The sequence below is a fragment of the Streptomyces sp. NPDC018833 genome, assembly GCF_044390825.1.
Taxonomy (GTDB): domain Bacteria; phylum Actinomycetota; class Actinomycetes; order Streptomycetales; family Streptomycetaceae; genus Streptomyces.
On the sequence record NZ_JBIRZM010000001.1, the window covers coordinates 531,497 to 543,903 of the forward strand.

The following is a 12,407-nucleotide window of genomic DNA, read 5'->3' on the forward strand; positions in this document are numbered from 1 at the left end:
ACCAGCCGCCCGCTATGGCGAAGGGCAGGGAGAAGGGCAGGGGAGCGGACCGGTCAGGCGGTCTTCGCCGCGCACTCCGCGCACGTACCGAAGATCTCGACCGTGTGCGCCACATTCACATAGCCGTGCTGCGCGGCGATCGTCTCCGCCCACTGCTCCACGGCCGGGCCCTCGACCTCCACCGCCTTGCCGCAGAGCCGGCACACCAGGTGGTGGTGATGGTCGTCCGTCGAACAGCGCCGGTACACCGACTCGCCGTCGCTCGTGCGCAGCACGTCGACCTCGCCCGCGTCGGCGAGCGACTGGAGCGTGCGGTAGACCGTCGTCAGCCCCACCGAGTCACCGCGGTGCTTGAGCATGTCGTGCAGCTCCTGCGCACTGCGGAACTCGTCCACCTCGTCGAGCGCCGCAGCCACCGCTGCACGCTGCCGGGTGGACCGGCCTCGCACCGGGGCGGTCTTCCCGCCGGTTGGCGCCGTGGTCACAGGAGCCTCCTCGCCTCGCCCGCACATGTGTCGGGCCATTCTGCCAGGCCCGCGTGCGGGCACCGTCCGCGCTCAGACCTTGACGTCGTCACTCGGCCGTCGTGTACCCGGCATGTCCAGTGTGCTCTCGGTGCTGCCGGCCGCCGTTTTCGCCCGCAGGCGCGTCAGCTGCAACGCCAGCGCGGTGAGCACCACGAAGACGGCGATGGCCAGCAGGACGATCGTCGCTCCCGGCGGCACGTCCTGGTAGTAGGAGGTGGTGGTTCCGGCCAGGGCCACGGCGATCCCGATGCCGACCGCGAGCGAGAACGTGGTCCGGAACGAGCGCGTCACCTGCTGCGCGGCCGCCACCGGCACCACCATCAGCGCGCTGACCAGCAGCAGGCCCACCACGCGCATCGCCACGCTGACCGTGACCGCCGCCGTCACCGCGATCAGCAGGTTCAGCGCGCGGACCGGCAGCCCGGTCACCCGCGCGAACTCCTCGTCCTGGCTGATCGCGAACAGTTGCCTGCGCAGCCCCAGCGACACCAGGACGACGAAGCCGGCCAGCAGCGAGATCGCCGTCAGGTCCTCCGGCGACACCGTGGACAGCGAACCGAACAGGAAAGAGCTCAGATTCGCCGTCGAGCCCGTGTCGGAGAGGTTGATGAGCATCACACCGCCGGCCATTCCGCCGTAGAACAGCATCGCCAGTGCGATGTCGCCGCGGGTGCGCCCGTAGGCGCGGATGAGCTCCATCAGCACCGCGCCGAGCACCGACACCAGCGTCGCCATCCACACCGGGTTCGTGGACAGCAGGAATCCGAGGCCGACGCCGGTCATCGCGACATGGCCGATTCCGTCGCCCATCAGCGCCTGCCGGCGCTGGACCAGGTGAATGCCGACCGCCGGGGCGGTGATGCCGACCAGGAGCGCCGCGAGGAGCGCCCGCTGCATGAAGTCGGTTTCCAGGATTTCCATGATCAGGTCAGCAGTCCCGTGCGGAGCGGCTCGTCGGCCGCGTGCGGATGTACGTGGTCGTGGCCGGGCAGGGCGTGCTGGCCCACTGCCTGCGGCGGCGGTCCGTCATGGACCACGCAGCCGTCGCGCAGCACCACCGCGCGGTCGATCAGGGGCTCCAGCGGACCCAGCTCGTGCAGCACCAGCAGCACCGACGTGCCGTCCGCGACCTGTCGGCGCAGCGTCGAGGCCAGGATGTCCTGGCTCGCGAGGTCCACGCCCGCCATCGGCTCGTCCATGATCAGCAGTTCGGGCTCGGAGGCCAGCGCCCGGGCTATCAGCACCCGCTGGTGCTGGCCGCCCGACAGGGCCGTCACCGAGTCCTTCATGCGGTCGGCGAGCCCCACCACCTCGATCGCCCGCTCCACGGCCGCTCGGTCGGCGCGCGAGGAGAAGCGGAAGCGGGTCCGGGAGAGCCGGCCCGCGGACACGACCTCCCGTACCGTCGCCGGCACGCCGCTCGCGGCCGTCGTCCGCTGCGGCACATAGCCGATGCGCGCCCACTGCCGGAACCGGCGCAGTGGCGTGCCGAACAGCTCGATCGAGCCGTCCGTCAGCGGCACCTGGCCGATCACGGACCGGACCACGGTCGACTTGCCCGAACCGTTGGCGCCGAGCAGTGCCACGACCTCACCCTGCCCGACCGTGAGGTCCACGCCGCGCAGCACGGTGCGCGTGCCGAGCGTGGCCTGTGCACCGCTGACGGAGACGACCGGATCCGTTACGGGCTCCATGGCGTGCGCCTTTCGTGTGTGCGGGGCGGGTGTCGCGTCGTGCGGGGTCACTTCGCGCCGAGCGCCTTCTGGAGCGCGGCGAGGTTGGCCCGCATGACCTCGATGTAGTCATCGCCCTTGGACCGGTCCGTGATTCCCTCCAGCGGGTCCAGGACGTCCGTCCTCAGGTCCGTGTCGTCCGCCAGGGTCTTCGCCGTCCTGTCGCTCGCGAGGGTCTCGAAGAAGACGGTGGTGACCTTCTCCTCCTTCGCGACGGTCTGGAGCTTTTTGATCCGGGCCGGGCTGGGCTCGGACTCGGGGTCGACGCCCGCGATGCCCTCCTGGTCCAGGCCGTAGCGCTCGGCGAGGTAGCCGAAGGCGGAGTGCGTGGTGATGAAGGTCTTCGTGGCGGAGTTCTTCAGGCCCTGCTCGAAGTCGGCGTCCAGGTCGCCGAGCTTCGCGACGAGGGCTTCGGTGTTCTTGGCATAGGCCGCGGCGTGGTCCGGGTCGGCCTTCTCCATGGCCTTGCCGACTCCCTTGGCGACCTCGGCGTACTTCACGGGGTCGAGCCAGATGTGCGGATCGGTGCCGGCCTCGCTCTCGCCCTCGTGGCCGCTCTCCTCGTGGCCGCTCTCCTCGTGGCCGCTCTCGCCCTCGTGGGTGCCCTCCTCGTGGGCGCTCTCCTCCTGGCCGTGGTCGTGGCCGACCTCGGAGCCGTGGTTCTCCAGCTTCGTCAGCGTGGCGGCGTCGATCTTGTGCTTCACGCCGGACTCCGCGATCGCGTCGTCGACGGCGGGCTGGACGCCCTTGAGGTAGAGGATGAGGCCGGAGTCGTTCAGCTCGGCGGTCTGGCGCGGCTTCAGTTCGAGATCGTGCGGTTCGACGCCGGGCTTGGTGAGCGTGGTGACGGAGACATTGGCGCCACCTATCTGCTCAGCGAGATACTGCATCGGATAGAAAGACGCCACGACCTTCAGCTTGCCGTCGCTGCCGCCCTCGGCGGCGTCGGAGGTGGAGCAGGCGGAGACGGCCATGAGGCCGAGCGTGACAGCTCCGGCGACGGCGGTGGTGGGTATGAGGCGTCGTACGTTCATGACACTCATTTTCAACAAAATCGGAAACGATTGTCAATAAACCCTGTGGCCTGGGTATCCACCCGGACCGATTTGATCCGGAGGGTGCGGCCGCCGGTAACCTGAAGCATTCGCCCGCACGTACCAGAGCATCACCCCCATCGAGGCGCTCCGCGCCACCCCCTGTCCGTCGTCGTAATGAAGAGAGCACCGTGGCCGCCGACAAGATCGACACCATCGTCAGCCTGAGCAAGCGCCGTGGCTTCGTCTACCCGTGCAGCGAGATCTACGGCGGCCAGAAGGCCGCCTGGGACTACGGACCGCTGGGTGTCGAGCTCAAGGAGAACATCAAGCGCCAGTGGTGGCGCTACATGGTCACCTCCCGCGAGGACGTCGTCGGCCTCGACTCGTCGGTGATCCTGGCCACCGAGGTCTGGGAGGCCTCCGGCCATGTCGCCACCTTCACCGACCCGCTCACCGAGTGCACCTCCTGCCACAAGCGCTACCGCGCCGACCACCTGGAGGAGGCCTTCGAGGCGAAGCACGGCCGCCTCCCGGAGGGCCTCGCCGAGGTCAACTGCCCCAACTGCGGCAACAAGGGCCAGTTCACCGAGCCCAAGCAGTTCTCCGGCCTGCTCTCCACCCGCCTCGGCCCCACCCAGGACTCCGGCTCCATCGCCTACCTGCGGCCCGAGACCGCGCAGGGCATCTTCACCAACTTCGGTCAGGTCCAGCAGACTTCGCGCAAGAAGCCCCCGTTCGGCATCGCCCAGATGGGCAAGTCGTTCCGCAACGAGATCACGCCGGGCAACTTCATCTTCCGTACCCGCGAGTTCGAGCAGATGGAGATGGAGTTCTTCGTCAAGCCGGGCGAGGACGAGCAGTGGCACGAGTACTGGATGGAGCAGCGCTGGAACTGGTACACGGGCCTTGGTCTCCGTGAGGAGAACATGCGCTGGTTCGAGCACCCGGCCGAGAAGCTCTCCCACTACTCCAAGCGCACCGCCGACATCGAGTACCGCTTCCAGTTCGGCGGCAACGAGTGGGGCGAGCTCGAGGGTGTGGCCAACCGCACCGACTACGACCTCTCGGCGCACTCCAAGGCGTCCGGCACCGACCTGTCGTACTTCGACCAGGAGGCCGGCGAGCGCTGGACGCCGTACGTCATCGAGCCCGCCGCCGGTGTCGGCCGCACCATGCTCGCCTTCCTGCTCGACGCCTACAACGAGGACGAGGCCCCCAACGCCAAGGGCGTCATGGAGAAGCGCACCGTCATGCGCCTCGACCCGCGCATCGCGCCCGTCAAGGTCGCCGTGCTGCCGCTGAGCCGCAACCCGCAGCTCTCGCCGAAGGCCAAGGGCCTGGCCACCGACCTCCGGCAGAACTGGAACATCGAGTTCGACGACGCCGGCGCCATCGGCCGCCGTTACCGCCGCCAGGACGAGATCGGCACCCCGTTCTGCGTCACCGTCGACTTCGACACCCTCGACGACAACGCGGTCACCGTCCGCGAGCGCGACACCATGAAGCAGGAGCGCGTCTCCCTGGACCAGATCCAAGGCTACCTGGGCAGCCGCCTGCTGGGCTGCTGACGTTCGTCCGCGGTTCGTCACGAAGCCCCCGGTTCCGGGCACGGAACCGGGGGCTTCTGTGCACACTGGGGCCCATGGTGTCGATGACCACCAGCAAGGTCAGCAGATGGGACGGGCACGGCAGGGAACACGTCGTGCGCATCCAACGGTCCGGTGTCCAGCGGCTGTTGCGCTGCGACACCTGCGGGTGGCGCAGGAGCGTTAGGTTCTCCCCCTGGCTTCGCCGGTGGTACCCCCGCCCCTGGCTGAAGGCGGAGGAGCACCTGGTCCAGGAGCACCAGGCGACGGTCGACCCGACGGCGACGTAGGAGGGGCCGGCCCGCGGGAAGAGGCCGCTCAGGCGCGCAGGCCGCGCAGCAGCAGATCCACCACCGCGCCGAACTCGGCATCGATCGTGGGCTTTCGCCACTCCGGCGCGTACGCCGGGTCGTGGAAGCGGGCGGTCGCGTCGAAGAGGGCGCGGGCCGTCGCCGCAGGGTCGGTGGCGGCGAAGTCACCGGCCCGGACCCCCTCTTCGACGATCTGCCGGAGCTGGTCGAGCATGGCGTCCAGATGCCGGTCCACGACACCGCTGTTCTCGTCGATCAGCACGCCGTACGTGGCGAACAGCTCGGGGTCGTCGCCCGCCTTGTGGCGCTTGGCCTCGAAAAGCGCGGAGAACCAGTCGGCGAGCTTCTCGGGCGCGGTGCGCTGCGCCGCCCCGGTGATCTCCGCGAGAGCGACCTCGGCGCGGCCGAGCCAGCGCTCGGTCACGGCCTCGCGCAGTGCCGCCTTCGTACGGAAGTGGCGGTAGACGCTGCCGTGGGAGACCCCGAGCGCCCGGGCGACGTCGACGACGGTGGCCTTGGCCGGGCCGTAGCGGCGCAGCACCTCCTCGGTGGCTTCGAGGATGCGCTCGGCGGTCAGGGTCTCGGTGGGCATGGGGTGACAGTACCCGCCGGTGCGGACCCGTCAGTGCTCGCTGTCCAGGTGCGCCATCAGGGCCTCGGGGTACCGCGCACCGGCCGCCGCACCCGCGGGGACCGCCTCCTCGACGGCCGCCAGATCGTCGGCCGACAGCTCCACGTCCAGTGCCCCCAGCGCCTCGGTCAGACGGGTGCGGGTACGGGCGCCGACGAGCGGGACGATGTCCTCGCCGCGCGACAGCACCCAGGCGATCGCCGTCTGCGCCACGCTGACGCCCTTGCTCTCGGCCACCTTGCGCAGCTGCTCCACCAGATCCAGGTTCCGCCGGAGGTTGTCGCCCTGGAAACGGGGACTCATGCCACGGAAGTCGCCGGGGCCCAGCTCGCGGTCACGGGTGAAGTGCCCGCTGATCAGCCCGCGCGAGAGCACCCCGTACGCCGTCACGCCGATGCCGAGCTCGCGGACAGTGGGCAGGATCTCGTCCTCGATACCGCGTGAGATCAGCGAGTACTCGATCTGGAGGTCGGTGATCGGGGCGACGGAGGCGGCCCGCCGGATGGTCTTCGCCCCGACCTCGGAGAGGCCGATGTGGCGGACGTGCCCGGCCTCGACGAGCTCGGCGATGGCGCCGACGGTCTCCTCGATCGGCACGTCCGGGTCCACGCGGGCGATGCGGTAGACGTCGATGTGGTCGGTGCCCAGCCGCTGGAGGCTGTACGCGGCGAAGTTCTTGACCGCGGCCGGCCGGCCGTCGTAGCCGGTGAAGCCGCCCTCGACGGTGCGCAGCGCGCCGAACTTCACGCTGACCACGGCCTTTTCACGGGCGGTGGTGCCGGCGGTGCGCAGGGCCTCGTTGATCAGCAGCTCGTTGTGGCCCATGCCGTAGAAGTCGCCCGTGTCGAGGAGGGTGACGCCGGCGTCGAGGGCCGAGTGGATCGTCGCGATCGACTCGGCGCGGTCGGCCTCGCCGTAGAGCGCGGACATGCCCATGCAGCCGAGGCCGAGAGGGAAGACGTGCGGGCCGGTGGCGCCGAGGAAGCGGGTGGGGTGCGGGACGGAGGTCATGAGGGCTCCAAGAGGGTCGGTCATCTGGTGACGACTATGCCATGACGGATGACAGATTTCAATATCTGTCAGCACATGGCTCTTGGGTTGGGCGGAAACCATGTGCTCCGGCCCTCCGACGCGCGGTACGGTTCGACCCATGTCTTCGTTCTTCCAGATCGACGAGTGAGAGGGCGGCGGTCACTCCGCCTCCCGATTCCCTGACCACTTCTCACCCCTTTGGGAGAACCCCATGGCCAAGAGCCGGAACAACCTCCTCGGCGTCGGCGGTCAGCGCAAGAAGCTGTCCCGCGCCGACGCGCACGGAAACGGACCCGCGCGCACGGCGGACCGCAAGGCGGCCGCCGACCAGAAGCAGGAGCTGGTGCGCAAGATGCGCGAGCGCGCCCAGGCCCAGCCGGAGCAGCCGCAGGAGGATGCCTCCTGAGCGCATGACCACGAAGGGGCCCGGACCGCGCGAGAGCAGCGGTCCGGGCCCTTGCGCGTGTCCGGACCATGTGCGGCAGGGCCGGGCTCAGCGGCGCCGGCACGATGAGCCCGGGCTTGCACCAGCAGCGTGACCGTCAGCGCCCCGGCCCATGCCGGCCGGCGACGCCGGCGCCAGGAACAGGGACCCGAGGGGGCCCCGACACGGTCGCGGACTGCTGCGTCGTGGCCCTCACGTCGCTGCCCACCCTGGCGCGATCGGCGGGCACGTCCGACAGCACGAGCCGGGAGATCACCGGCAGCCCAGCCCAGCCCAGCCCAGCCCAGCCCAGCTCAGCCCAGCTCAGCCCTGGCCGCGACCCGCGAGCGGCTGGAGAAGCGCCGGGGCTGCCTGAGGACCTTGCCGGTGCGGGACAATGGGCCAATGACCACGCTCGCCCCTGCTGCCGCCACGCTCCGGATCGGCCCGCACACCGTGCAGCCGCCGGTGGTGCTCGCCCCCATGGCCGGAATCACCAACGCCCCCTTCCGCACGCTCTGCCGTGAGTTCAGTGGGGGCAAGGGCCTGTTCGTGAGCGAGATGATCACGACGCGGGCACTGGTCGAGCGCAACGAGAAGACGATGCAGCTCATCCACTTCGACGAGACCGAGAGGCCGCGCTCGATCCAGCTGTACGGAGTGGACCCGGTCACCGTCGGCAAGGCCGTGCGCATGATCGTGGACGAGGACCTGGCCGACCACATCGACCTGAACTTCGGCTGCCCGGTCCCCAAGGTGACCCGCAAGGGCGGCGGCTCGGCCCTCCCGTACAAGCGGCCGCTGCTGCGGGCGATCCTCAACGAGGCCGTGACCAACGCGGGTGACCTGCCGGTCACGATGAAGATGCGCAAGGGCATCGACGACGACCACATCACCTGTCTCGACGCGGGCCGTATCGCGGTCGAGGAAGGCGTGACGGCGATCGCCCTGCACGGACGCACGGCGGCTCAGCACTACGGCGGCACGGCCGACTGGGACGCGATAGCGCGCCTGAAGGAGCACGTCCCGGAGATCCCGGTACTGGGCAACGGCGACATCTGGTCAGCGGACGACGCGCTGCGGATGATGCGCGAGACCGGCTGCGACGGGGTGGTCGTGGGGCGCGGCTGCCTGGGGCGGCCGTGGCTCTTCGGCGACCTGGTGGCGGCGTTCGAGGGGCGTGGCGGCGACTACGCGCGACCCACCCTGCGCCGGGTGGCGGACGTGATGGTGCGCCATGCGCGGCTGCTGGGGGAGTGGATCGGCGACGAGTCGCGGGGCGTCATCGACTTCCGCAAGCACGTGGCGTGGTACCTCAAGGGCTTCTCCGTCGGCTCCGAGATGCGCAGGAAGCTGGCGGTCAGCTCGTCGCTGGACGAGTTGAGCGCTCACTTGAGCGCGCTGGAGCTGGACCAGCCGTGGCCGGAGGGTGCGGACGGGCCGCGCGGACGGACTTCCGGCAACAACCGCGTGGTGCTGCCGGACGGCTGGTTGAAGGATCCGTACGACTGTGGCGGGGTCTCGGCCGAGGCGGAACTGGACACTTCGGGCGGCTGAGTGCTGGTAGGAGGCTGTTCGGCCGGTCCGGATGGTGGAATTCCGTCAGCTCGGCCGGCGTGATCCTCGCCACCCCTGATAGGGGGTGCGCTCAGATGAGCGATATTCGGGCGGCTGCATCTTTCAAAGGGTGGCACTCAGTGCCACCCTATTGGTGTTCGACCGTCGACCGTCCTTATGACTCTCCGTATGAGGCGTGGCGCACAGTCATGACTGAACGTGCTGATCTCTTCAGAAGTTGAAGAGAGTGGTCTATATCTCCCGTCCGTCGGGGCACTTTCGATCTGCTGGCGGACGAGTGGTTAAGGCCGTATGACGCGCAAGTGGACGTACCGAGGTGCCTTCGATCTGGGTATGTTCCTCGCCGTCAGGGCAGCCACCGAGTCCTCGAGGAGTCGAGACCCGTGTCGGAAAACAAAGATCAGAAGTTCGTCTACGACTTCACCGAGGGCAACAAGGACCTCAAGGACCTGCTCGGCGGGAAGGGTGCGAACCTCGCCGAGATGACCAACCTCGGTCTCCCCGTCCCTCCGGGGTTCACGATCACCACCGAGGCCTGCAAGGTCTACCTCGAAAGCGGCCAGGAGCCCTCGGCGCTCCGTGACGAGGTGACCGCACACCTCGACGCCCTGGAGCAGTCCATGGGCAAGAAGCTCGGCCAGGCCGACAACCCGCTGCTGGTATCCGTACGTTCGGGTGCCAAGTTCTCGATGCCGGGCATGATGGACACCGTCCTCAACATCGGCCTCTCCGACGAGTCGGTGGCCGGCCTCGCCACGCAGGCCGGCGACGAGCGCTTCGCCTGGGACTCCTACCGCCGCCTCATCCAGATGTTCGGCAAGACCGTGCTGGGCGTCGACGGCGAGCTCTTCGAGGACGCCCTCGACGAGGCCAAGGCCGCCAAGAAGGTCACCGTCGACACCGACCTCGACGCGGCCGACCTGAAGAAGCTGGTCAAGCAGTTCAAGAAGATCGTCAAGACCGAGGCCGGGCGCGACTTCCCGCAGGACCCGCGCGAGCAGATGGACCTCGCCATCCACGCGGTCTTCGACTCCTGGAACACCGACCGTGCCAAGCTCTACCGCCGCCAGGAGCGCATCCCCGGCGACCTCGGCACCGCCGTCAACGTCTGCTCCATGGTCTTCGGCAACCTCGGCCCGGACTCCGGCACCGGTGTCGCCTTCACCCGTGACCCCGCCTCCGGCCACCAGGGCGTCTACGGCGACTACCTGCAGAACGCGCAGGGCGAGGACGTCGTCGCCGGTATCCGCAACACGGTTCCGCTCGCCGAGCTCGAGTCGATCGACAAGAAGTCGTACGACCAGCTGATGCAGATCATGGAAACCCTCGAGACGCACTACAAGGACCTGTGCGACATCGAGTTCACCATCGAGCGCGGCCAGCTGTGGATGCTCCAGACCCGGGTGGGCAAGCGCACCGCCGGGGCGGCGTTCCGCATCGCCACCCAGCTCGTGGACCAGGGCCTGATCGACGAGGCCGAGGCGCTTCAGCGGGTCAACGGCGCTCAGCTCGCGCAGCTGATGTTCCCCCGCTTCGACGACACGGCGAAGACCGAGCTGCTCGGCCGCGGCATCGCCGCCTCCCCGGGCGCGGCCGTCGGCAAGGCCGTCTTCGACTCCTACACCGCGGTCAAGTGGTCCCGGTCCGGCGAGAAGGTCATCCTGATCCGCCGCGAGACCAACCCGGACGACCTGGACGGCATGATCGCCGCCGAGGGCATCCTGACCTCGCGCGGCGGCAAGACCTCGCACGCGGCCGTCGTGGCGCGCGGCATGGGCAAGACCTGTGTCTGCGGCGCCGAGGAGCTGGAGGTCGACACCAAGCGCCGCCGGATGACCGTGGGCGACCAGGTCATCGAGGAAGGCGACGTCGTCTCCATCGACGGCTCCACCGGCAAGGTGTACCTCGGTGAGGTGCCGGTCGTGCCCTCCCCGGTCGTCGAGTACTTCGAGGGCCGGATGCACGCGGGCGCCGACGACGCCGACGAGCTGGTCGGGGCCGTGCACCGGATCATGGCGTACGCGGACCGGGTGCGCCGGCTGCGCGTGCGGGCCAACGCGGACAACGCAGAGGACGCGATGCGCGCCCGCCGCTTCGGCGCCCAGGGCATCGGCCTGTGCCGCACCGAGCACATGTTCCTCGGTGAGCGTCGCGAGATGGTCGAGAAGCTGATCCTCGCCGACACGGACGAGGAGCGTGAGGAGGCCCTGCAGGCGCTGCTGCCGCAGCAGAAGCGGGACTTCGTCGAGCTCTTCGAGGCGATGGACGGGCTGCCGGTCACGGTGCGTCTGCTCGACCCGCCGCTGCACGAGTTCCTGCCCGACATCACCGAGCTGTCGGTGCGTGTCGCCCTCGCCGAGGCCCGCAAGGACCACAACGAGAACGACCTCCGCCTTCTCCAGGCCGTGCACCGCCTCCACGAGCAGAACCCGATGCTGGGTCTGCGCGGTGTGCGCCTCGGCCTGGTCATCCCCGGCCTGTTCACCATGCAGGTGCGGGCGATCGCCGAGGCCGCGGCCGAGCGCATCGAGGCCAAGGGCGACCCGCGTGCGGAGATCATGATTCCGCTGGTGGGCACGGTCCAGGAGCTGGAGATCGTCCGCGACGAGGCCGAGCAGGTCATCGCGGAGGTACAGGCGGCGACCGGTGTGGAGCTCAAGCTGGCGCTCGGCACGATGATCGAGCTGCCGCGCGCCGCGCTGACCGCCGGTCAGATCGCGGAGGCCGCGGAGTTCTTCTCCTTCGGCACGAACGACCTCACCCAGACGGTGTGGGGCTTCTCGCGGGACGACGTGGAGGCGAGCTTCTTCACGGCGTACCTGGAGAAGGGCATCTTCGGGGTGTCGCCGTTCGAGACGATCGACAAGGACGGTGTGGGCTCGCTCGTACGCAGCGCGGTGGAGGCGGGCCGGGCGACGCGCCCGGACCTGAAGCTGGGCGTGTGCGGCGAGCACGGCGGTGACCCGGAGTCGGTGCACTTCTTCCACGAGGTGGGCCTGGACTACGTCTCCTGCTCCCCGTTCCGCATCCCCGTGGCGCGCCTGGAGGCGGGCCGCGCGGCGGCGCAATCGACCGGCAGCGACTCCCGCTGACGGACCGCTGAACGCCGGAGCCGTCACCGGGATCCGGGGGTGACCCCGGAGCGCGGTACCCCAAACCCTCACCGAGGACCGGTGTCGGCTCCGGAACGCGAAAAGAAAGAGGCGGGCGCCTGTGCGGGGCGCCCGCCTCTTCGCATGCCGTGTGCGTGTGCGTGTGCCATGTGTCTTGTGCCCTGTGCCGCCATGGTGGGTGCGGCGTACCGTATGCCATCTGTCGCGGTGCGGCCCGCCCGCGCCCAGGACACCCTGGGCGCGGGCGGGGTTTCCGGGGGCGCCGGCCTCCCCGCGGCCCGGTGCGAGGAGGCCGGCCGTGGTGACGCCCGCAATGGTCGGATGCGGCCGTGCTGATTCGCCGTTCAGTTGAATTGTGTACGTCCAACGGGAAACGAATTTCTGCCAAATTCTTGCCGAATGAATCGGCGGAGCGCGACCGGCGGATCCCCACCC

11 protein-coding genes are annotated in these 12,407 nt (G+C 69.3%); 5 read left to right on the forward strand and 6 right to left on the reverse strand.

The window, feature by feature from the left end; genetic code table 11:
* Positions 1 to 53 precede the first annotated feature (53 nt).
* The 4 genes from ACH5AF_RS02320 to ACH5AF_RS02335 all read right to left on the reverse strand — a co-directional run bounded on the left by ACH5AF_RS02320 (position 54) and on the right by ACH5AF_RS02335 (position 3,294).
* A complete protein-coding gene (locus ACH5AF_RS02320) occupies positions 54 to 485 on the reverse strand; it encodes a Fur family transcriptional regulator (RefSeq protein WP_215184341.1) in 432 nt (143 codons plus the stop codon).
* Positions 486 to 557: 72 nt separating this feature from the next.
* Positions 558 to 1,448: a metal ABC transporter permease gene (locus tag ACH5AF_RS02325; protein ID WP_398899437.1), complete on the reverse strand. Its 891-nt coding sequence runs from the start codon at positions 1,446 to 1,448 to the stop codon at positions 558 to 560.
* Positions 1,449 to 1,450: 2 nt separating this feature from the next.
* Positions 1,451 to 2,221, reverse strand: a complete 771-nt coding sequence (locus ACH5AF_RS02330) for a metal ABC transporter ATP-binding protein (RefSeq protein WP_398899439.1) — start codon at positions 2,219 to 2,221, stop codon at positions 1,451 to 1,453.
* Between the two features lie 47 nt (positions 2,222 to 2,268).
* On the reverse strand, positions 2,269 to 3,294 hold the full coding sequence (locus ACH5AF_RS02335; RefSeq protein ID WP_398899441.1) for a metal ABC transporter substrate-binding protein: 1,026 nt from the start codon (positions 3,292 to 3,294) through the stop codon (positions 2,269 to 2,271).
* A gap of 191 nt (positions 3,295 to 3,485) precedes the next feature.
* On the opposite strand from ACH5AF_RS02335, the gene ACH5AF_RS02340 reads away from it, so the two are divergent.
* Positions 3,486 to 4,865 (forward strand): glycine--tRNA ligase, encoded by a 1,380-nt coding sequence (locus ACH5AF_RS02340; protein WP_398899442.1) that lies wholly within the window; start codon positions 3,486 to 3,488, stop codon positions 4,863 to 4,865.
* A gap of 74 nt (positions 4,866 to 4,939) precedes the next feature.
* A complete protein-coding gene (locus ACH5AF_RS02345) occupies positions 4,940 to 5,173 on the forward strand; it encodes a hypothetical protein (protein WP_398899444.1) in 234 nt (77 codons plus the stop codon).
* 28 nt (positions 5,174 to 5,201) lie between these two features.
* Here ACH5AF_RS02345 and ACH5AF_RS02350 read toward each other — a convergent pair whose 3' ends face one another.
* The gene (locus ACH5AF_RS02350; RefSeq protein ID WP_398899445.1) at positions 5,202 to 5,786 is read right to left on the reverse strand and encodes a TetR family transcriptional regulator; all 585 of its coding nucleotides are present in this window, start codon (positions 5,784 to 5,786) and stop codon (positions 5,202 to 5,204) included.
* Between the two features lie 30 nt (positions 5,787 to 5,816).
* Positions 5,817 to 6,860 (reverse strand): aldo/keto reductase, encoded by a 1,044-nt coding sequence (locus ACH5AF_RS02355; RefSeq protein ID WP_398899446.1) that lies wholly within the window; start codon positions 6,858 to 6,860, stop codon positions 5,817 to 5,819.
* 208 nt (positions 6,861 to 7,068) lie between these two features.
* Between ACH5AF_RS02355 and ACH5AF_RS02360 the strand changes: the two genes are divergently transcribed.
* From ACH5AF_RS02360 to ppdK, 3 genes are all read left to right on the forward strand, one after another.
* Positions 7,069 to 7,263 carry a DUF6243 family protein gene (locus tag ACH5AF_RS02360; RefSeq protein ID WP_398899447.1) on the forward strand — a complete coding sequence of 65 codons (195 nt, stop codon included), beginning with the start codon at positions 7,069 to 7,071 and terminating at the stop codon, positions 7,261 to 7,263.
* 423 nt (positions 7,264 to 7,686) lie between these two features.
* A complete protein-coding gene (dusB, locus tag ACH5AF_RS02365; protein ID WP_398899448.1) occupies positions 7,687 to 8,838 on the forward strand; it encodes a tRNA dihydrouridine synthase DusB in 1,152 nt (383 codons plus the stop codon).
* A gap of 404 nt (positions 8,839 to 9,242) precedes the next feature.
* Positions 9,243 to 11,951 carry a pyruvate, phosphate dikinase gene (gene ppdK / locus ACH5AF_RS02370; RefSeq protein ID WP_398899449.1) on the forward strand — a complete coding sequence of 903 codons (2,709 nt, stop codon included), beginning with the start codon at positions 9,243 to 9,245 and terminating at the stop codon, positions 11,949 to 11,951.
* Positions 11,952 to 12,407: the final 456 nt, after the last annotated feature.